Below are 20,711 nucleotides of genomic sequence, written 5' to 3'. Positions count from 1 at the left end.
CTGGTGCGCCCGAACTTTGAACGCCGTTTGTCACCACAGCCCCACCAAACGACCGCGATCAAATCCGGTCACGCGCGTGCGTTCCAAGACAAGTCGCGTAGGCTTTGACTGCGTGAGTCGAAGTGGGGTGTCTGGCGTGCTGCAGCGCGTCTCCTTTGGCGTGCTCACGGCCGTGGCTTTGGCGTTCATCACGGGCGCAATCGTCGCCGTTCTGGCTGATCCCAGCACTAGAATCGCCGCTGCGGTGAGCGGAATCCTGTGCGTTGCCGCCCTCGAATTAGCTTGGATTCGAGTGGGCAGTGTGCGTCATCGAACGCCCGTTGTCAGCCTGCCAATTCTCGCTGTCCCCGCGCTCGTTCCGGTACTGCCCGGGCAGGCCATCATCGGCGTCGTGATGTTCGGAATTCTCGTGGTGCTGTTGCTGAAATCCCGTCGCATCAAATTGGCCGTCTACAGCTCGGGCCTCGCCGGTGTGGGCTGCATGGTCTACTTCCTGATCGATTGGCTTCTCGGTCAGTTCGGTGCAGCCGCGCTGCCAGCCGCCGCCGTGGCATCTGCTGGATATGTGTTGTTCGTATTGGCACTCGAAGTCCTCAGAATGCACCTGCTCAACACTCCCGCAGACCGGGGCGGCCGTCTATTCGTCTCGCCGCTGCGACTGGCTGCGCTGCTGGGCACCGTTGCCGCGTTGACTATGTTCTCGGTCCACTGGGTCAGCGTCGGCTTGCCCACCCCTGGAGAAGGTCGCACCAGCATTCAAACTGCGGTCGGCACGCTCCTGGGGAGTTTTACGGTAGCCACGATCGTCATTGTTGTGCGCTCCGCGTGGAATATGCGACGGAGGCTGAACGGTATCGTGGTCGGCAGCAGCATCCTCAGCCACACACGCAGCGTGGATAGCCTCGCGGATGCCCTGTGCCAGGCTGCGGCCGCCGCGGTCGGTGTGCAGTCGATCGCCCTGCAGCCCGGCCCCGCCGAGGCCGGTGCCATCGGTGTCCCCGTCACGTTCACCCCCGGGGAACCTCAGTTTTTGGTGGCCCGTCGTGACGCGATGGATGGCGCGTTCTCCGGCGTCGACCGGCACACGTTGCAAGCCCTCGCTGCCACCGCTGAACTAGCCGGAAAAGCCCGGCAGAATGTGGCCGGACTCACAGCGAAAGCCAACACCGACCCGCTCACCGGCCTGCCCAACTATGGCGCCTTCCAGGAGGCCCTGAACACCATCAACAGCACCCGCAGCGACACCGAAGCCATCGCCGTATTGTTCATGGACCTTGATGGGTTCAAACGCCTCAACGACACCTGCGGGCACCAGGTAGGTGACGAGGTGCTGCGGGTTCTGGGCCAACGACTGCGTCAGGCTGTGCGTCCGCACGATGTCGTCGCCCGGGTCGGCGGCGACGAATTTGTCATCATCCTCACGCGCCTGGCCACCCTCGACGAAGCCACGGCCATCGCTCAAACGATCCTCAGAGCATCCGCGGCGCCGCTCGTTGTCGGCACCGACACCTTCACTCCGAGCCTCAGCATCGGCGTGGCGTTTTCCGCTGTCATCGAAACGGATATCGCCTCGCTCGTTCGCGACGCTGACCACAGCATGCTCATGGTCAAGAAAAGGCGCCGCCGTGGCAGCACAGACGGCGTGGCGAGCATCAACGTGTCTGGCCACCGCTCCTCGCGGTTCAACGCCGCGGTTGCTCGTGCTATCGACGAAAACCAGTTGCAATTGGCTTATCAACCCATCGTCAGCCTGGTCACTGGCCGCATTTGGGCGTTTGAGGCGTTGCTGCGCTACGTCGACCCGGAGCTGGGCGCGATCTCACCGCCGTCGCTGGTGGAAAAGGCCAAGAGCCTGGGCCGGTTCGACAAGCTGACCCGGCAGGTTGCCGAGAAGGCCATGGCCGCGGCCGCCGAATTTCGACTTGTCGAACCCGGCATCATCTGCATTACCGTCAACGTTGAGGCCGGGCAGCTGGCGCCGGAACGACTCGGCGCGTTCGCAGAAAACCTGAACAGTCGCTACCCCGAGATTTTGCTGTGCCTCGAGCTTAACGAACGTTCGGCGGCGCGGGTCTCGGCGCAGATACGAGAGCAGGCTGATCGGCTGCGCGAGGTGGGTATTCTGATCGCACTCGATGACTACGGGTCCGAAGATTCCTCGGTCGATTCGCTCGTTCGGGTGCCGATGGACATTCTCAAGATTGATCGCAGCCTGGTCGATGACCTTGCCGACGTGCGCCAGCGCGAAGTGCTCACCGCCCTGCAAAGTTTCGGCGACAAGCTCGAGTATTCGATGATCGTCGAAGGTGTTGAAAACGAACACATGGCTGGGCAGCTGGCGCAGCTCGGCATTCGCAGCGCCCAGGGTTTTCACTTCGGTGTGCCGAAGGGGTTCACCGAAACCGTCGACCGGCTCGATGAATTTGGGGCGCAGGCCGTGCTGCCGACCTCGGCAAGCCCCGCGCTCGCGTCGATTACGCCGCATGCGACGGTGACACCGTCGTAATCCAAAGCCGCCCACGACCCGGACGGGCACTTCGCTATCGGGTCGAACGTTCCGTCTTTCTCTCCCAGCTGCTGGTCGGTTCGTCGACCCTTCTCCTGGTCGCGGTGTCGGGGATGCTCGACATCGTCTTTTTCACCAACCAGCTGTTTCTGGCCGGTATCCTCATTATCTTTGTCGCGACCGCGGTCGCGGCGGGGGTGCCCTGGCGGCGTCTCGACAAAAAATGGATCATCGTTCTGCCGGTCGTCGACCTGGTCGGGCTGGTGATCGCCCGGGAAGGCGAGCCGCTGCTCGGCACGACGTTTCTCCTTGTTTTTCCCATCATCTGGCTGTCAACGCACTTCGGTGGCCGGGGTGCTCTTGGTGGCGTGGTGTTCACTTCCGCGATGCTGTGGGCGGCCGGCCTGTTTCGGACCGAGGCACTGCAAGGCAGTGAGATTCCGCGACTGGCCATTGTGACCATCGTGCTGGCCTTTGTCGCCGCCACGACCCACACGACCACGAAACGTGCCGCGGCGCAGCGGGTGTTGCTCACCCAGCAGTCCGTTTTATTCGAAGGGGCCCTGCGTCGCTCTCGCCGGGAGGAGCGCACCCTCGACGAGATCTTCAACGCCATCGACTTCGGCGTCGTCGGATTCGACCGCGACGCCAAGCCGAACCTCATCAACCGCGCCCAGCGTGAAATGTTCTCCCGGTTCGGGGCGAAAGCTGACCAGCTCGGCTTTATCGACGCGTACCACGAGGACCAGGTCACCCCCTGGGCCGAGCAGGATCGGCCGTTCCGGCGAGCGATGCGCGGCGAAACGGTCGACCGCGTGACGGTTTGGTTGGGGGAACAAGGCAAGCAGCAGACCGCCGTGCTCGTCTCCGCGCGCCCTATTCTCGACGAAAACAACAACTACGACGGCGGTGTCCTGGTCGTGCGGGACGTCACCGCCGAACTGCGCGCGATCAAGGCGCGCGATGACCTGGTGGCATCCGTTTCGCACGAATTGCGTACGCCGTTGACCTCGATCATGGGGTATCTCGAGCTGGCCCTCGATGATGACACCCTCGACCCGTCGACCCGGCGCATGCTCGAGGTGGCGTCGAAGAACTCCGACCGATTGCTGGCTCTCGTCGCCGACCTGCTCGCAACGGCCGCCGCGGCCAAGCACGAGCTGGCGATGATCCCGGCCCCCTGTGACCTGTCGGTGATCATCACCGACGCCATTGAATCGCTGCGGCCGGTCGCCGCCGAGCGCGACATCACATTCGTACTCTCGGCGCTGCCAACCGTGCAACTGCACGCGGATGCCTTTCGCCTGCGCCAGGTGATCGACAACCTGTTCTCGAACGCGATCAAGTACAATGTCGCATCCGGACGCATCGACGTGACCCTGCTCGATTCCGACACCCAGATCGAGCTGCGCGTGACCGACACCGGCCGGGGGATGTCCCCCGGCGAGCAGCTGAACCTGTTCGATCGGTTCTACCGTGCCGATTCGGTGCGCGGGTCAAGCGTCCACGGCACCGGACTCGGTCTGAGCATAAGCCGGGACATTTGCCGCCAGCATGGGGGAGACCTGAGGCTCGAATCGGAGCTTGGCAAGGGCACCACCGCGATCGCGACGTTACCACGCACATCATGAACGGCAATCAAGGGGTAGGGGCATGAACCTGGACACACTGACTCTGCTCGTCATGAACGGAGTGATCGTCGCGCTGTGTGGGATGTCCTTCATCCTGAACACCGCGTTCCATCGCACGGATTCCGTCGGCCGCATTTGGAGCGTGGGCTTCATCGCCGCCATGGTCGTCACCATCGCGCACGACGCTTCCGCGACCGGCCAGCTGATCTGGTGGGCCACTGTTGTCGCGAACGTATCGTTGACGATCGCCGTCGGGTCGCTGTGGGCCGGGCTCCGGCGGTACAACCGGCGCAGCCGTGGCTGCTTGTGGGTGATCGGCGCGATCAGCGTTCTTGTGCTCGCCGCAACGCTGCTGCACGGAGAATCCGCCGGCCGCTGGGCCGGCGCCGCAGAATTGTGGATTGCTGTGGCGGTCCTGTGCCTTCTCGGTGCACTTGAAGCCGTGCGCGGGCGTATGCGCCGCAACCTGAGCGGACAGATTCTGGCCGTGGCTCTGTGGGTCACTGCAGCGGCGGCTACGGCTCGCTCCATCGTCTTCACCGTGGATGGGGAGACCGGGGCGCTGTTCCTGACCTATTTCAACACGGCCAACGCCACGGCGCTCAGCCTGTGTGTCGTGGTGCTCCTGACCATCGCCGTTTCCGCCCTGCGCGCGCAGCAGATGTCGGGCAGTGCCGTCGGTGACCTGACCGACGGCATCCACTCGGCGGCGGGCGTGCTGTCGGCGGCCGCCTTTGGGCAGGCGGCCACCGACCATCTGAGTCGTGCGAGAAATGCGGGCGTGGGGCTTGCCGTGATCGGTGCCGATATCGACAATCTGCCGGAAATCAACGTTGCCTTCGGCCGGGTGGCCGGCGACGAGGCGATCGCCTCGTTCGCCTCGAAACTACGTGCGAGTGCTCCGGTGCTTTCGATCATCGGGCACCCGGCCAGCGGGCGGTTTCTAGTGCTCGTCGGCGCCGGGTCTGCGGCCGAAGCCCGCGCGGTCGCCGAACGCATGCAGGCGACCCTCGTCGACGAACCGTTGAAGGAGGCTTCCCTGATTCGACTGACCGCGAGTTTTGGTATTGCCGACACGTTCGACCACGGCTATGCGCTGACCGCGCTGAGCATCGCAGTCAATACGGCCATAGAGACCGTCAAGGAGCGCGGCGGTAACGACATCGCCGTCGAACTCGCCGCGACCGGCCACGACGGATCTTGATCAGATCTTGACGCGAAGCAGCTCCGAAGTGCACCCAGATCTGTCAGAGTGATAGGCGTGACCTTGCCGATGCATTCTGCTACCTTGACCAGCGGAGGCTCGGCATGAGTTCGCTGGTCGACCCAGCCACACTGCAGCGACTGAGAAGAGATCTCGGCGGGGACGTCGCTATACAAAACCGGTTCGTGAACGATTTTCTCGATCTCTGGCACAACCGGGAGTTGCGCTTGTGCCGCGCCTTGGCCACAGCAGACCTCGAGGATGCCGACATTGTGCTGTTGAGCATCCGCTCAAGCAGCCAAATGCTGGGAGCCGTGCGTCTCGAAAACACTGCGGGCCTTCTGCACCGCACCCTGAAGGACCAGGATCTGCCGGGGTGCCGGCAGCAATTGCCCCTTCTCGCCGCGGTGGCCACAGATACCTGCTTGGCGCTGTCGCGGTATATCGCGCGTTAGATCGCTTGAGCCGGCCGGATTTGGCCCAGCGATTGCTCTCGTCGTACTATTCCTCGGCTGCCAGGCGATAGCCCACGCCACGCACGGTTTCCAGCCAGTGCGGTGTCGTGCTGCTGTCACCGAGTTTGCGACGCAGGTTGCCCATGTGCACTTCGACCGCGCGCCGATCGGCCTCGTTCACCGGATAGGCGCTCGCATAGGCTTCACCGCGCAGCAGCAGGGCGAGATCGTTCTTGCTGCGCACCCGCCGCTGTGATTCGAGCAGGGCGGCGAGCAGTTCGAACTCTGTGCGGGTCAGTTCGAGTTGAGTGCCGGCCAGTTGCACGAGGCGTTCCTCCGGATTCAGCCGCAGGTCGTTGTGTTCAAACCAGCCATTTCGTGGTGTGGCGCTGCGCAGCGGGCTCGCGGCGTCTTCGGCCGGTGCGTAGGTCGGAGCGGATGCGACGTGGGTCTGTCGAAATACCGGGCCAAGAGGGGTGTCAGTTGGCGCAGCGTTGGTCAAACTAGTGCTGGCGGGCGTGGCGACCAGCGGGTCGGCCACCACCGCCTCAGTACGGGCGGCCACCGGCGCGGGCACGATAGGCGCGGCGGCGGGCACGGCGGCGGTAGCCGCGGTGATGGTTTGTCGAGGGCGTCGCAACATTGCTTCGATGCGAGCACGCAGCTCCCGCGGACGAAACGGTTTGGTCAGGTAGTCGTCAGCGCCGGCTTCGAGGCCCTGGAGGGTGTCGATTTCGTCGTCGCGGGCGGTGAGCATGACGAGGTAGGTGGGGCTGAACGCGCGGATACGCTTGGCTGTTTCGAAGCCGTCCATACCGGGCATACTCACGTCGAGGGTCGTGACGATCGGATCGTGGGCGCGTACCGCGGCGATACCGTCGAGGCCGTTGCTCGCGGCGATTGTCTCGAACCCGGCCTGAGTGAGCACGGCCTCCAGCAGGTTACGAATATCTGCGTCGTCTTCGATGATGACGGCGACGCGCTGCTCGGGTTTTTCTGACAACATACATTCCAGTATCCCGTTAAGTTGGCAGATCCTCACCGAGGTGACTTATTGCGTTAATAAACTGACCGTTCCGACGCCGGCCGAAAATCACTGCGACGTTCTCCCAGCTCCCAGCTCCCAGCTGCCAGCTGCCAGCTGCTGGCTGCTGGCAGGGGGTGGGCTTTGGGCGGTGATCGACCCTGGTGTCCGCTGCGTCGCGACAGTAGCCGCGGAGCGGTACTGCGCGCCTTTGGGCGCCTCAAAGCGCCCGCGCGCCGATAGGTGTAGGCCGCCGCGGAACTGGGCGGCACGGTAGGGCGCAACCGCTCGCAGCGATACACTCAGCAGTGTGAATTCTTCGGGAACCGTCGACGTAGTCCTCATTGGTGGCGGCATCATGAGCGCCACCCTCGGCATACTCCTGAAGGAGTTGCAGCCCGACTGGCGCATCGAGGTGTACGAGCGTCTCGGCGAACTTGCCCAAGAGAGCTCGAACCCGTGGAACAACGCCGGCACCGGCCACGCTGGCCTGTGCGAGCTCAACTACATGCCGCAGGCGCCCGACGGTTCGGTCACGGCCGACAAGGCCGTCGTCATCAACGAGCAGTTTCAGATCAGCCGCCAGCTGTGGGCCCACCTCGTTTCAATCGGCGCCCTGCCGGAGCCGAACAAGTTCATCAACTCCACCCCGCACATGACTTTTGTGCACGGTAAAGCCAACGTGGAGTACCTGCGCAAACGTCATGCCGTGCTGGTCACCCAGCCGTTGTTCTCCGGCATGGAGTTCAGCGACGACGCGGCGAAGATCGGTACGTGGACGCCGCTGCTCACCCGCAAGCGCCCGGCCGGCCAGAAGATTGCCGCGACGCGCATCGCGAGCGGAACCGACGTGGACTTCGGCGCCCTCACCCGGTTCATGTTTGACACCCTCGAACAGCAGGGGGTCACGATGCACATGAACGAGCAGGTCGTCGGTCTCAAGCACAAAGCGGATGGCACCTGGAACCTTAAACTGCTGCGCCATGTCGGCCAGACCCGCACCAGCATCAACGCCCGCTTCGTCTTCGTCGGTGCCGGCGGTGGAGCCCTGGCGCTGCTGCAGCAGAGTGGAATCCCCGAGATCAAGGGTTTCGGCGGGTTTCCGATCAGTGGCCAGTTTCTGCGCACCACCAATCCAAAGCTCGTAGCCCAGCACCAGGCCAAGGTATACGGCAAGGCAGCCAAGGGCGCGCCGCCCATGTCGGTGCCGCACCTCGATACCCGCATGGTCGACGGCGAAATGTCGCTGTTGTTCGGCCCGTACGCCGGTTTCAGCCCGAAGTTCTTGAAGACAAGCACCTGGTTCGACCTGCCGTTCTCGATTCGTACGCACAACCTCGGCCCCATGCTCGCCGTCGCACGTCACAACTTCGACTTGATGAAATACCTTCTCGGCGAGGTATTCGCCTCGCGAAATGCCAAGCTCAAGGCCCTGCGCGAGTTCATTCCCGCTGCGGTCTCGGACGACTGGGAGCTCATCACGGCCGGCCAACGCGTGCAGGTCATGAAGCACGACGCCAAGCTCGGCGGGGTGCTGCAGTTCGGCACCGAGGTCATCGCGTCCGCTGACGGGTCGATCGCCGGCCTGCTCGGTGCCTCGCCGGGGGCCTCGACGGCCGCGCCGATCATGGTGGACCTGCTGGCCCGCTGCTTCCCCGACCGCATCGAGGGCTGGAAGCCGCGTATACGTCAGATGATCCCCAGTTACGGCACCAAACTCTCCGACGACCCTGCCGCGGCCGCGGCGTCGCTGGCCGCCACCGCTGAAATCCTGCACCTGAGCAACTAGCCGTCCGGCACCGGCCGGGCGGGCGTCTACGTGGCTTTCGCCTGCGCGGCTACTGCTCGGCGTCTGCTCGGCGTCTGCTCAGCGTCTGCTGGGTGGCCGGCGAGGCGCATAACTCCTGCAATCTGCGTGCTGCTACGTGGGCTCCTGCGTGATCACGCGGGAGCCTCGGCGTGCCTGGTACAAATTGCAGGAGTTATGCGCCTGAGAGAAGTTGGCCGGAGGGCTTTGCCGGAGTCATGCGCGGGCGGCGCTTTGGAGTGGCGTGAGAGTTTTGGAGCTGCGCCCGGTCAACCCTTCGATCGAGGCAGTCAGCTGATGTCTACCAGCTGATGTCTACTCGAGGCTCAGAACGGTCCGGAGGCGGCACGTGAACCCGAACATTGGCGTTTCGGATGCGGAAACCTGCGTGTATCGCAGCCGGTCCAGCCGGTCGGTTCACGCACAGCGGAGTGGCCGACGCGATTGGCCCGTGTGAAACGACGCGACTGCCTAAGCACCGGCACAGAGACCGTTTCCGGCAGAGAAACTGTGTACCGGTAGAGAGCCCGTTCCCGGCAGGGAGACCGTGTACCGGCACAGAGACCGTTTCCGGCAGAGAAGCTGTGTACCGGTACAGGGCCTATGTCCGGCAGGGAGACCGTGCGCCGGCAGGGAGACCGTGCGCCGGCAGGGAGACCGTGCGCCGGCAGGGAGACCGTGCACCGGCAGGGAGCCCGTGCACCGGCAGGGAGCCCGTGCACCGGTAGGGAGCCCGCGTGGCCGCCGACTCCCCGGTGGTCTATATGACGTGGCCCCCGTCATCCGCTTTCGGGGTGGTCTTGGACTCTTCTTTCTTGACGGATGCCTCGGTGCGATCCAGCAGATCGCTCACCTTGGTCTGCGCCACGGATGCCGCGTCGCGCGCAATGGTCTCGGCCTGCGAGATAACCTTCTGCGTGGTGGGGTCGCCCCAGAGCCGGTGGGCTTTCGCGCTCAGCCGGTCGTAGGCCTGGCGGCCAGCCTTGGACCCGAGCACAAAGCCCGTTGCGGTGCCGGCGAGGAACAGGAATTTGCCTTTCATGGGGACTCCTTCAGGTTGCGGGGTGTTGGCCCTGGCTTCGGCGCGGGTGGGATCGGCGTCGTGGGTTCGGCGCGGGTGGGATCATCGTCACCCACGTCGCGGCCGATCAGATCAGGGTTCGAGGGGTCGTCGACCGGGTCCACGTCGTCGAGGTTCACCTCGGTGTCGCTGTCCGGCTCGACCGCGGCTGCGACGGCAGCTTCTCCCGCAGTCGACCCATCGGTGCTCGGAGCTGGACCGTCCGGGCCGGTGCTCGCACTCGCACTCGCGACCGGAATGGTCGGTTTGGGGTGTTCCCTGGAAGACCCGCCTGGTTTCCCGTCAGGCTCCGCGTGTTCCGCGTCGGGGCCGTCGGGGCCGTCCGGTCCCACGAGCTGGTCGGGATTGGTCGGTGTGCTCGGCGGCTCTGGAATACTGAGCGGCGGCTCTTCAACGGGATCAGAATCGTGGGACACGGGCATACCTTTCTCGATGACCATAGCTGCGCCTCGACCGGCGACGTTTAAGTTATACCCCGAACGGGGGACATTCACTGAAATTGGCTCGCGCTGCCGGCGCGACAATGTGCCGGGTGACTTTTTTGCTCACTCCGTGTCGCCGAGCAAAAGTGCCCGCAGGGCTGTTTCGACCGATACCCGGCTCGCCGGGTCGATGGTTTCACCCGCGCGAAACAGATCGACGACGCGCGGATCGACGTAACTCGTGCGGGCGATCGCCGGCGTATTGCCGAGCGCATCGGCGGCCTGCCGCATCGCTTCGGCGATGGCGCGGTCATCGGAGCGTCGGCTGCGCGTTGCCGCGCGTGGTGGCCGCGCAGTGGATGCCGGGGACACAGCAAACGAGGTGGGCACACCACTGGGGCCCGCCCCACCGGCCGGCCCCCCGGCAGCCGGCCCCGCCGGTCGCGCGCTCGCCGCCAGGCTCGCCGTCAAACTCTGCGCCAGGCTCTGTGCGGCCGCGATCGTGCCCCGCAGGGTACGAAAGTCCTTTGCGGTGAACTCGCCGCCGGTGCGTTCCTTGATGAAATCGTTGATGTCGGAGGCCGAGACGACGTCCTCGACGCCATCCAACACCCAGGACAGCAGGGGTGCGGCCGGCCGTTCGCGCAGCCGGGCACGCAGGTAGGTGGCGAGGTCGGCATCCGTAATCACGCCCTCGAACTGCTGCCCACTCTTAGCCGGGAAATCAAGCCTGACCTCGTCGCCGCGCACCGTGACGTGCGAGCAGAGCAGGGTCGAGAGTCCGTGGCTGCCGTAGGTGTCGGCATAGCGCTCGCTACCGATGCGCAGTGAGGCCAGGTCGAGCATGCGAAATGCCGCGGCGAGTGCCCGAGTGCGCGGCGGGCCGTCGCCGCGCAGTTCACGGGTGACCTGGCCGCGCACCCGCGGCAGAGACGAGGCCAACTGCAGCGCGCGCTCGAACTTGAGGCGGTCCTTCTGTTCACGCCAGGCCGGGTGGTAGATGTACTGGCGGCGATCGGCGGCATCGATGCCGATCGCCTGGATATGACCGTTCAAGTGCGGTGAGATCCAGACGTCGTTCCACGCTGGAGGGATAGCGAGGGCCGCGAACCGCTGCCGCAGTTCCGTGTCGGTGATTTGTTGCCCGGCCGGGTCGCGATAGCTGAACCCCGTACCCGCCCGCCGCCGGGAATACCCAGGTCGGGTCGGGTCGCTGCGTCGTAACCGGGTCATGCGGATCCCCTCTCTGTGCGCCTGCCCGGAAGAGTAGTGCGAATCACCCGCGAACGGATGCGGCGCCCCCAGTCTCGGAGGTCGCGCCGCACGTCAGGCCTCGCGGCACCCGGTACATTTCGCGGCACCCCGTGTTAGGGGTGCCCGCTTTCCGGACGAGTGCCGCGAAGAGGCAGCGCGCGCGGGGCGGCCGCCGGCATTCGTTTCAGTCCGGATATATTGCGCAGCACTTGCATTTGACTAGTACCTGTGTTCGACTGGATGCATGCGGTGGAGCTCACAAGAATTACAGACCGAACAAGTTGGGGCGCTGCCGGGACTCGCCCGCCTGAACAACCTCGTGCGCAGCGTGCAGACGCCCGAGTTTGCGGGAATCACGTTCCACGAGATCCTGTGCAAGTCGGCGCTGAACCATGTTCCCGGCCAGAGCACGATGCCGTTTGGCTACACGATCAACCCCTACCGCGGCTGTTCACACGCCTGCACCTACTGCTTTGCGCGCACCACGCACCAATACCTCGACCTCGACGCCGGCAAAGATTTCGACAGCGAGATCATCGTGAAGGTCAACGTGGCCGAGGTCTTGAGAAAAGAACTCGCCAAGCCGACGTGGGGCCGGCATCCAGTGGCTCTTGGCACCAATACCGACCCCTATCAACGCGCGGAGGGACGCTACCGCCTCATGCCCGGCATCATTGCGGCCCTCGCCGACAGCAAGACGCCCATCTCCATTCTCACCAAAGGCACGCTGCTGCGCCGCGACCTCGACCTGCTCGTGGAGGCGAGCGAACACGTTCCGGTGGACCTGGCCATGTCGATCGCAATCTACGATGACGAGTTGCAGCAGTCGGTCGAGCCCGGAACCCCCACCACCAAGGCGCGCCTTGCCACGGTCACCGCGGTCCGCGAACGCGGACTCGACTGCGGCGTCTTTCTCATGCCAATTTTGCCCTTTCTCACCGACACCCGCGCCCACCTCGACGAGGCCCTGCGGCGGGCCAAGGCCGCCGGCGCCACGAGCGTGCTCTACTCGGGACTCAACCTCAAGCCCGCCGTCAAAGACTGGTACCTGCTGTGGCTGGCGCGCGAGCATCCGGAACTCGTTGGCCGTTATCGAGAACTCTACGCCGGCGGCCAATACGCGCCCAAGGAGTACCGTACCTGGCTCGCCGCCCGCATCAAACCCCTCATTCGTGCGCACGGCCTGGAGCGTGGAATCGTCGACCCAGCCACCGGTGGCCTGCGGTCAAGTGCCCTTCCGGTCTCCCCAGAGCGGATGCCGACGTCCGGCTCCCGCACGCCCGCGTCGCCCCCGCCCGCGCCCCGTGTGCTGGCCGCGTCAAGTGTGCCGGCCGCGTCAAGTGGACGGGGCCCGGGCCCGGACCGTTGGCCCAGTTTAGAAACTGGGCCCGGGGTCATAACGTGGGCCCGCGCTGCGGAGGCGCCCCGATCGCTGATCGCGGCGGAGCTTCCGCCCGATCTGGCGCCGACCCTGTTCTGACTCCGTTCCGGGACGGGGCCCGGGCCCGGACCGTGGGCCCAGCTTAGAAACTGGACCCGGGGCCATAACATGGGCCCGGCGAGCGGATGCCGCGAACGCCAACCCCAAGCACCCCAACAGCACCCCCGCTCAACCACCGCCCACCCCCGGTGGCATACTTAACGCGGGGGAAATATGTCTCTAGGGTTACCCGGCCACCTGGTCCAGCTGACGCTCACGCGCGCCCTCGCGCGGGCCGCACACTGGTTTGTGCTGACCTGTCTCATGGCCGCAGTCGTCTCGGTTGCCGTTCTTAGTCTGCACAGTCCCGAACTTTGGGTGACAGTCGGGGTCGTCGTGGCCATGGGCGCCCTGCTCGTGCTCTTCACCCGGCACCGCCGCATTGCATTCGCGGTCGCCTACCTTGTCGTGGGAACCCTCGGCGTCTACGTCTTCACCACGACCGTGCTCGGCGTCCCAGACGCATTCCCAGCGTCGAATATGTTCCTCGTTGCCATGCCCAAGATGGCGCTCGTCATGGTCGGCGGCGCCGGAATCACCGCTGTCGGCGGCGTGCTCTGGAGCACCGCCGCCTTTATTCTTGCCGAGGCCTCCGCTTTCCTTGCCATCCTCACCACCACCGTGCCGTACCGGCCCGATCTGTTCACCCTGTCCACCTACCTCGTGTTGGTCGGCGCCATGGTGCTCGCCGGAATCGACCGTCGGGCCAGCAACGCCGCCCAGCCCGCGATCCACCGCGCAGTGCAAGACGGCGCCAACCGGCAGCTGCGTGATGCCCTCGACACCCGCGCCATTGCCCTACTCAACGACACGACGGTGGCTCAGCTCGTCGCGCTGTCGCTCGCCGAGCCCGGAGCGCTTTCACCGGGCCTCACCGCGAGCCTCAAATACACTCTGACCACCCTGCACGACACCAACTGGCTCACCGACATCGACGCCCGCACCAACACCGCCCTACAACCGACCGACACCCAGAAGTTGCCTAGCGACGCCTGGCTCTCCAGCGCCGTGTACACAGCCATCGAACGGAGCCGTGACCGCGGACTCGTCGTCGAGGTCACCGGTGACCGCGACGCCCTCGCCCGCCTCGACGCCGAAAGCGACCGCGACGTCGGCCTCGCCGTACAGCACTGCCTCGTCAACGTCATCTTGCACGCCGGCGTCGCCTCCGCCGAGGTTGCCGTCGAATCCGACCTGAGCACTATCTCACTCCTCATAACAGATGCGGGCCGCGGCTTCACCGAATCGGAATCCGCATCCGACCGCCTCGGTATCCGCCAGTCCGTGCGGCGCCGTATCGAACAACTCGGCGGATCCGTACTGATCTGGAGCAGGCCGGGCGCCGGCACAAACGTGCGCCTGACGGTGCCGGCGGCACAAATACAGCCCCAGGATCAGCCGAACCGCGTCAAACGGCCCGCCGCATGACCCGCGCGACCCCCACTCCGCGTCGGCCGCGCGCGCCGGCATCCGCTTCTCAGCAGCGGCTCGACCCGATCGGAGGCCTTGCCGCCTGGCCGCTCGCTCCGGTTGTCTCGGCTATCGTCGTCACCTACGCCGTCGCCGCGACGATCTCGCGCATGCATGAGATTGTGCTCATAGAGCTCGCGGTGGTGTCCGTTGGCGTGCTCATGATCGCAGCCGCCGTGCTCGTCTGGGCCGCTCGTCCCGACCTGGCCCCGTTCACTCGCATCCGCGCCATCGTGATCGTGGCCCTGGGGCTCGCGGCGCACCTGCTCGCCGCGGCGAGCACCTGGCAGTTCAATGGCATGATCCAGGACGACTTCGCCCCGATCGGACTCGGCCTGCTGCTCTTGGCCCTCGCGCCGTTCCGGCCGTGGAAAGAAATCCTCGTGCTCGGCGGCTCGTCCGCTACCGTAGTGGGCATCACGGCCCTGGTTCAGTCACTGTTTCTCGGTGTGCAGACGCCGCCCGTTTTGTTCGCCATCATCGCCATGACGCAGGTGCTCGCGCCCGCCCTGGCCTCCGCCGCATACTCCCGACAGGTCGTCAACTCCATTCACCGCTGGCAGACGGATGCCCGCCGCGCCATCCGCGCGCGCACGGAAGAGAGCCGCGGCCCCCTCGCGCACGAGGTGGTGGACCATCGCCTGACCAATCTCGGCGCCGATGTACTCCCCTTTCTGGCCGACGTCCTCGTTCGGCAAGAACTCACTGCCGCCGACATCAAACGCGCACGCTCCCTCGCCTTCCAGGTGCGGCGGGTGCTCGTCGCCGAGGTCGACCACACCTGGCTCGACGACCTCATCGGACGCGAACGCATCGGCCTCACCGATCGCGGCCTCGACCCGCTCTGCGTCATCGCCGACCCCGACCGTCGAGCGACCGCTTTCGACTCCGACCAGCGCGCCGCCGCTGGCGCCATGATCGTGGCTCTGTGCACCCTCAAGGGATTCGACCCGACCAGCCTTGTCGTGCAGATCGACGGATCCGGCGCCGCCCCGACCGATACCGCCCAGGTCACCCAGGCCTTCGGACTGCGCGGATCTCTTCCCACGCCGGCTACCGACACCACGACCATTGCCATCGTCACCGCCGCCCAGGAACAGGCATCCGCGCAGGCCCGCACCCAGGCGCGTGCCCAAGCGCAGCTGCATTCCCAGATACAAGCCCGCCGAGATGACCGCGACGTAGACACCATCACCATCCAGGTCGTACTCTCACTGCCGCCGCACCAGCGCCGCCGCGCCCTGCGACCGTACCTCAGTGTGCTGCGCGCCGTGTTCACTCGGGTGCGGGTGACCAGTCGGCATGCGCTGCTCACGCTAGAATTCAATGCTGAACGCACCACGATCAAGGGCATCAAATAATGGCAAAACTGTACTTTCGATACGGCGCCATGAACAGCGGCAAAAGCACGTCCATGCTTCAGGCGGCCTACAACTATGAGGAACGCGGCCATCATGTGCTGCTGGCCAAGCCGAGCGTCGACACCAAGGGGGACCGCGGCATCCTCTCCCGCCTCGGCGTCACCAGAACCGTCGATTTTCTGCTGACCCCCGAGACGGATGCGTACGCCGCATTCGAACAGCACCGCGCGCAGGTTCTGCACAGGTCCGGCCGAGACGTGAGTGCACTGCTGCTCGACGAGGCTCAGTTTCTTACCGAAACCCAGGTCGATGACCTGCTGCGCATCGCGATTTTGGAGAACGTGCCCGTGCTGGCCTACGGCATCCGCACGGACTTTCAGACCGTCGCTTTTCCCGGCAGTCGCCGCCTGCTCGAAGTTTCTCATAGCCTCGAAGAGCTCAAGACCATCTGCCGTTGCGGGCGCAAGGCCGTGTTCAACGGTCGCAAGATCGACGGCGTCTTCGTGTTCGACGGCGACCAGGTAGCCATCGATGGCGAAGAAGTCACCTACGAGTCACTCTGCGGCAGTTGTTACCTCGATGAGAGCCACGGCGTGCTGAACAATCGCAGCCGGCCAGCGCCCGCATAAAGCCGGTGGGGCGCTCGTTCCCATGATCGCGCCTCTCGGACGGGCCAACAACCACGAGCAACGTCGACCGCCTCCGCGCCCGGGGCGCGGCCGTGCGCGCCTTCACCGGGGGAGACGACGCCCAGCCCGTGCGAGTTCAGCCCCTTGGAAGCAGCCGGGGCATACGTGGGGCTAACCGCCCGGACGCAGCGCTAGGGGGGTGCGTTGCGCCGGTTCCGCCATCAGCTGCAGGCCGGTCGCGGAGTTGGCCGAGAGCGACAGCGCCTCAACCCAGTCGCGGTTGAGTACCGGCACCTTGCTGCCGAAGTACTTATAGGCCAAGGAAATGCCGGGGTGCATCCAAACGGTGCTGCGGCCTCCCCCGACGGGGGGGTCGTCGCGCCAAGAGAAATAGAACGATTCGCCGCGGCGCAGTTTGGCGCCGACCACGAGTTGAATGTGCGCGAGTACTCGGTCGTCGAAATCGACGGTGAGGCTCGAGTCATACGTCAACTTGCCCATTTTTCTGCCTCGCGCTGGTTCATCGGCGAACGCGAACGGCAGGCCGAATCGCATACAACCACGGGTTTCATTTCCAAAACGGGAACGACAATTTCCATGTGCTGCCGAGCCTAGTGAACTCCGACACAGAGTCTCTCGCTTAGGTAGCTATAACCCAGCCCCAATTCTGGGGACAGTTAGATCGGTGCCACAATGTGAGCGCACGCCCAGCACGCATATCGTCAGAAAATCACCAGCGCTGGCTCGATCACGAGGCCGGTGAAAGTCACGTCCGCGATGATTGCGCCAGCGCTCCGCCCGAAGGCCAGCGAAACGGATGCCGCATCGGCGCGCGTCAAGCCGTAGCCGACATCCGAGGTCTGCTTGAATATGGCCATGTCCTCTTCTCGCTCGGCCCAGACCATGCCTCCGAAGCACTCGCGAACACGCACCACCGTGGGGTTCCTCGTGCTCGGCCTGCTGGTCATCGTGGTGGCGGCCACCGCTTGGGTCGGCATTCGTGGCCTGCAGGCCAAGGACGCACTCGAAGCTGCGGTGCCGCTGGCCGAGAAAATCACCGACCAAGTCGTCTCCGGTGACGGTGAGGCTGCTGCCCGGACCGCTGCACTGTTGGCCGCATACACCAACACCGCCCGGTCACGCACGAGCGATCCGGTCTGGCGCACCTACGAGCTGCTGCCCTTTCTCGGCTCCAACCTCGTGGCCGTGCGTCAAATCGCCGCGGTCGTCGACGACGTTGCGCTGAGTGCCGTCACCCCCCTGGCTGCGCTGGCCGGCAATCTCGACCTGACCGATTTCAAGCCCGTCGACGGCGCCATTGCCCTGCAACCGCTGCTCGATGCGCAGCCGGCAGTAGCAGCTGCCGATGCAGCCCTGGCCCGGGCAGTCACGAACGTGAAAGCCATCGAGACCAACGACGTGCTCGACGTCGTGCGCGGTGCCGTCACCCGGCTGCAGACGGTCACCGGTGAAACGTCGGCCACGCTCGACGGTATGAACCGGGCAGTGACCCTGCTGCCGGCCATGCTCGGCGCTACCGAGCCGCGCGACTACATTCTGCTATTCCAAAACCCGGCCGAATTGCGTTCCACCGGCGGCATCCCCGGTGCGCTCGCGCTACTCCACACTGACAACGGCAGCATTGAACTCACCCAGCAGGCCAGCTCGACCTCCTTTCCGCAATACCCGGCTCCGGTGCTACCCCTCGGCGACGAGATTCGCAGCATTTACGGAGACATCACCGGGCAGTTCATTCAGAATGTCTCGATGGCCCCTGACTTTGCGCAAACCGGTGAGCTCGCCCGCGAAATGTGGCGCCTGGAATTCGGCCTGGAAGCAAACGGTGTGCTGTCGATCGACCCGGTCGCGCTCAGCTACCTGCTCAAGGCCACCGGTCCGATCACCCTCCCCACCGGCGACCAGCTCAACGCCGACAATGCCGTGCAGTTGCTGCTGAGCGACGTGTACGCGCGGTATGACGACCCGAAGCAGCAAGACATCTTTTTCGCGGCCGCAGCCGGCGCCGTGTTCAACGCAGTAAAAAGCGGCAACGCCGACCCGACCAAGCTCATCGCAGCACTCGCCAGGGCCGCTGACGAGAACCGGGTGCTGGTCTGGAATGCCGACGAAGCCGAGCAGACGATTCTCAACGACACCACCCTGGCCGGCGCCAGACCGGTCAGTGACGACAAGACCAACCGGTTCGGGCTTTACCTGAACGACGGAACCGGTTCCAAAATGGACCTCTACCTCGACGTGCAGACAGCTATCGGCCAGCAGACCTGCCGCGAGGACCGGCGCCCGCAGTATGCGTTCGAGGTGACCCTCACCAACACTGCCCCAGCGGATGCCGCCACCAGCCTCCCGGCCTACATCACCGGTGGCGGCGCCTTCGGTGTGGCACCCGGCAATATTAAGACCATGATCGCGGGCTACGGCACCCCCGAGGTGCAAAACCTCGGCCTCACCCGTGACGGCGTCGAAGTGCCGTACCATCCGGCTGCCGATGCCGGGTATCCGGTGAGTTCGATCGGCATCGAACTGGCACCCGGCGAGAGCACCGTGCTGCGCTTCAACTGGCTGGGCGCCGAGCCCTTTACCGGCCAGCTCGAACTGCGCAGCACACCACTGATCGTTCTCAACGACACCGCATCATTAGAATTCACGTGTTAGGTTCGCCACGAATGACCACAGTGATCGCAGAACGCCGTGATCCTGGGTGATCAGAGCCATTTGGTGCCAACGCACTACAAGGGATTCACCTTCGAAAACTTCTGGTCGTGCTCGCGGAGCCGTCGTGACCATGCTGCATGCTGAGAGGATGCCTACTGAGAGGCCGGATACTGAGAGACCGGATACTGACGGCTAAAGCCACTGAGGAAATGGACACACCGACGGTGACGTTTCCGGCCCCGAAGTTATCGTCCCCACAAACTCCCGCCGATCGAGAGCAAAACATGAACGAACCCCAGGCCAGTAGAGACCTGAAGGCCGCTGCATCCGCGCACGTGAGCGCCGTGTCCGCTCGCGCCCCCCGTATTCTCATGGTCTGCACCGGCAACATCTGCCGATCACCGCTGGCCGAGCAGCTGCTGCGCGAAGACCTGCGCACAGCAGGCATCGACGCCGTCATCACCAGTGCCGGAACCCGAGCCATGACCGGCAGTGACATGACACCCGAGGCAGCGGCGCTGTCGTCGCAGTACGGTGCGTCACACACCAGGCACGTAGCGCGGCAACTCACCGAAGAACTTATCGCCGATGCTGACCTGGTGCTGACTGCCACCAGAGAGCACCGTCGTCAGGTCGTATCGATGCTGCCTAAGGCAACCCGCTATACCTTCACCCTCAACCAGTTTGCGCGTCTGGTAGCCCCGGCTGCTCTCATCGACGCGTCGGCCTCGGCCGGCGCCGGCGCCGGCTCCGCAGCCCGGAACTCGGCGGTCGAGCCTGTCGAGACCTCCATGAGGGTCCTGCCCCCCGTCTCCAGGGCCCGGCCGCACCTCGACTTCGCAGCCTTCATCGCCGACATCGCCTTGACCCGCGGACTCCATCCTTCGCCCACTCCCGCCACTCTCGACGACGTCGATGACCCCTACCGGCAGTCCGCGATTGTGTACGCCCGTGCGGCGGCGGCCATCAACGGCTCCGTCACCACGATCACGGCAGCCCTCATCGCGGCAGGAGTCTGATGCCGCGAATACCTGGGCAAATTTTCGCCAGCCGCGCCAGCGACGCCACTATGCCCCTGCGCTGACCCAAGTTCTGCGCACGTGTGAACGTCGACCGGAGTAGGAACCGCTCGGCTCTCCACAAATTGGCAAAACCATACCGAGCTCCCATTAGCAGGACTAGTCTCACCTCATGGACGACAACGTGTCGTGGGTTTTTCAAAAGAAAGACGTGGCCCGGCCGCGCCTGTGCCCGCAGTGCAACGACCCCATGCAGGTCTCCTGGCACGGCATCTCCTACGACTACGGCTGCGAGAACTATGCGTGCTCGCTTGTCTACTGCGGTCCGCCCTATACCGAGGCCGAACTAGCCAGCGACAACACGGTCGTGCTCGGCCCGCCCAACTGCGTGCGCTGCCTCATGCCGATGCAGGTCGTGCCGAACGGGGATGCATGGCAGTTCGCTTGTGATCAAAGCGGATGCGACGGCATCTGGCCCCCCGTCGACTCCTGACCCCGCTCGCCCGCGCCACTCCACCGTGTCCGGCCAGTAGCGTGCGTTCGCACGCCCACGCCCATGCCCGTCGCCCATGGTCCGTAGCCGCGTAGCCCGGCGCGCGCGCGAAGCACAAACGCGAAATTTGTTTATTTTGGCAATTGGATGCGGCTGGGCCTGTTAGTGCAGGTCCGGCCGCTTTTTTGCGCGCATTGTGCGC

18 protein-coding genes are annotated in these 20,711 nt (G+C 64.9%); 12 read left to right on the top strand and 6 right to left on the bottom strand.

Annotation, left to right across the window (positions count from 1 at the left end; all coding sequences use genetic code 11):
- Positions 1-112: 112 nt before the first annotated feature.
- The 4 genes from CXY83_RS03330 (at position 113) to CXY83_RS03315 (ending at position 5,796) form a co-directional block, all read left to right on the top strand.
- Positions 113-2,506 (top strand): bifunctional diguanylate cyclase/phosphodiesterase, encoded by a 2,394-nt coding sequence (locus CXY83_RS03330; protein ID WP_146069836.1) that lies wholly within the window; start codon positions 113-115, stop codon positions 2,504-2,506.
- 113 nt (positions 2,507-2,619) lie between these two features.
- Positions 2,620-4,137 carry an ATP-binding protein gene (locus CXY83_RS03325; RefSeq protein ID WP_104195989.1) on the top strand — a complete coding sequence of 506 codons (1,518 nt, stop codon included), beginning with the start codon at positions 2,620-2,622 and terminating at the stop codon, positions 4,135-4,137.
- 22 nt (positions 4,138-4,159) lie between these two features.
- Entirely contained in the window at positions 4,160-5,341 is a 1,182-nt protein-coding gene (locus tag CXY83_RS03320) for a diguanylate cyclase (protein WP_104195988.1), read from the top strand.
- A 104-nt stretch (positions 5,342-5,445) separates the two neighbouring features.
- Complete coding sequence (locus CXY83_RS03315; protein WP_104195987.1) at positions 5,446-5,796, top strand: hypothetical protein; 351 nt, start codon at positions 5,446-5,448, stop codon at positions 5,794-5,796.
- Positions 5,797-5,842: 46 nt separating this feature from the next.
- Here CXY83_RS03315 and CXY83_RS03310 read toward each other — a convergent pair whose 3' ends face one another.
- On the bottom strand, positions 5,843-6,802 hold the full coding sequence (locus tag CXY83_RS03310; protein WP_104195986.1) for a response regulator transcription factor: 960 nt from the start codon (positions 6,800-6,802) through the stop codon (positions 5,843-5,845).
- Positions 6,803-7,130: 328 nt separating this feature from the next.
- On the opposite strand from CXY83_RS03310, the gene CXY83_RS03305 reads away from it, so the two are divergent.
- The gene (locus tag CXY83_RS03305) at positions 7,131-8,609 is read left to right on the top strand and encodes a malate:quinone oxidoreductase (protein ID WP_104195985.1); all 1,479 of its coding nucleotides are present in this window, start codon (positions 7,131-7,133) and stop codon (positions 8,607-8,609) included.
- Positions 8,610-9,387: 778 nt separating this feature from the next.
- Here the strand turns inward: CXY83_RS03305 and CXY83_RS03300 are convergent.
- The 3 genes from CXY83_RS03300 to CXY83_RS03290 all read right to left on the bottom strand — a co-directional run bounded on the left by CXY83_RS03300 (position 9,388) and on the right by CXY83_RS03290 (position 11,363).
- Positions 9,388-9,669, bottom strand: a complete 282-nt coding sequence (locus CXY83_RS03300; protein ID WP_104195984.1) for a hypothetical protein — start codon at positions 9,667-9,669, stop codon at positions 9,388-9,390.
- Positions 9,666-10,148 carry a hypothetical protein gene (locus CXY83_RS03295; protein ID WP_104195983.1) on the bottom strand — a complete coding sequence of 161 codons (483 nt, stop codon included), beginning with the start codon at positions 10,146-10,148 and terminating at the stop codon, positions 9,666-9,668. The genes CXY83_RS03300 and CXY83_RS03295 overlap by 4 nt, the downstream gene beginning before the upstream one ends.
- Before the next feature lie 105 nt (positions 10,149-10,253).
- Positions 10,254-11,363 carry a DNA topoisomerase IB gene (locus tag CXY83_RS03290; protein WP_104195982.1) on the bottom strand — a complete coding sequence of 370 codons (1,110 nt, stop codon included), beginning with the start codon at positions 11,361-11,363 and terminating at the stop codon, positions 10,254-10,256.
- A gap of 265 nt (positions 11,364-11,628) precedes the next feature.
- On the opposite strand from CXY83_RS03290, the gene CXY83_RS03285 reads away from it, so the two are divergent.
- The 4 genes from CXY83_RS03285 (at position 11,629) to CXY83_RS03270 (ending at position 16,324) form a co-directional block, all read left to right on the top strand.
- Entirely contained in the window at positions 11,629-12,864 is a 1,236-nt protein-coding gene (locus CXY83_RS03285; protein WP_104195981.1) for an Rv2578c family radical SAM protein, read from the top strand.
- A gap of 174 nt (positions 12,865-13,038) precedes the next feature.
- Positions 13,039-14,292 carry a sensor histidine kinase gene (locus CXY83_RS03280; RefSeq protein WP_104195980.1) on the top strand — a complete coding sequence of 418 codons (1,254 nt, stop codon included), beginning with the start codon at positions 13,039-13,041 and terminating at the stop codon, positions 14,290-14,292.
- On the top strand, positions 14,289-15,695 hold the full coding sequence (locus CXY83_RS03275) for a hypothetical protein (protein ID WP_104195979.1): 1,407 nt from the start codon (positions 14,289-14,291) through the stop codon (positions 15,693-15,695). The genes CXY83_RS03280 and CXY83_RS03275 overlap by 4 nt, the downstream gene beginning before the upstream one ends.
- Positions 15,695-16,324, top strand: a complete 630-nt coding sequence (locus CXY83_RS03270; RefSeq protein ID WP_104195978.1) for a thymidine kinase — start codon at positions 15,695-15,697, stop codon at positions 16,322-16,324. The genes CXY83_RS03275 and CXY83_RS03270 overlap by 1 nt, the downstream gene beginning before the upstream one ends.
- A gap of 171 nt (positions 16,325-16,495) precedes the next feature.
- On the opposite strand, the gene CXY83_RS03265 is transcribed toward CXY83_RS03270, so the two are convergent.
- Positions 16,496-16,825, bottom strand: coding sequence for an ATP-dependent DNA ligase (locus tag CXY83_RS03265; protein WP_104196045.1), 330 nt, complete (start codon positions 16,823-16,825; stop codon positions 16,496-16,498).
- A 221-nt stretch (positions 16,826-17,046) separates the two neighbouring features.
- The gene (locus CXY83_RS17585; RefSeq protein WP_158251819.1) at positions 17,047-17,202 is read right to left on the bottom strand and encodes a hypothetical protein; all 156 of its coding nucleotides are present in this window, start codon (positions 17,200-17,202) and stop codon (positions 17,047-17,049) included.
- Here CXY83_RS17585 and CXY83_RS03260 point away from each other — a divergent pair.
- From CXY83_RS03260 to CXY83_RS03250, 3 genes are all read left to right on the top strand, one after another.
- Positions 17,201-18,997, top strand: coding sequence for a DUF4012 domain-containing protein (locus CXY83_RS03260; protein WP_158251818.1), 1,797 nt, complete (start codon positions 17,201-17,203; stop codon positions 18,995-18,997). The genes CXY83_RS17585 and CXY83_RS03260 overlap by 2 nt on opposite strands.
- Positions 18,998-19,281: 284 nt before the next feature.
- Positions 19,282-20,016, top strand: a complete 735-nt coding sequence (locus CXY83_RS03255; protein ID WP_104195976.1) for a low molecular weight phosphatase family protein — start codon at positions 19,282-19,284, stop codon at positions 20,014-20,016.
- Between the two features lie 172 nt (positions 20,017-20,188).
- Positions 20,189-20,509, top strand: a complete 321-nt coding sequence (locus tag CXY83_RS03250; RefSeq protein ID WP_104195975.1) for a hypothetical protein — start codon at positions 20,189-20,191, stop codon at positions 20,507-20,509.
- Positions 20,510-20,711 lie beyond the last annotated feature (202 nt).

This window comes from Cryobacterium sp. M15 (genome assembly GCF_002929675.1).
Lineage (GTDB): Bacteria > Actinomycetota > Actinomycetes > Actinomycetales > Microbacteriaceae > Cryobacterium > Cryobacterium lyxosi.
Note: the sequence above shows the minus strand (reverse complement) of the source record. Positions and strands in the feature narration are given on the sequence as shown.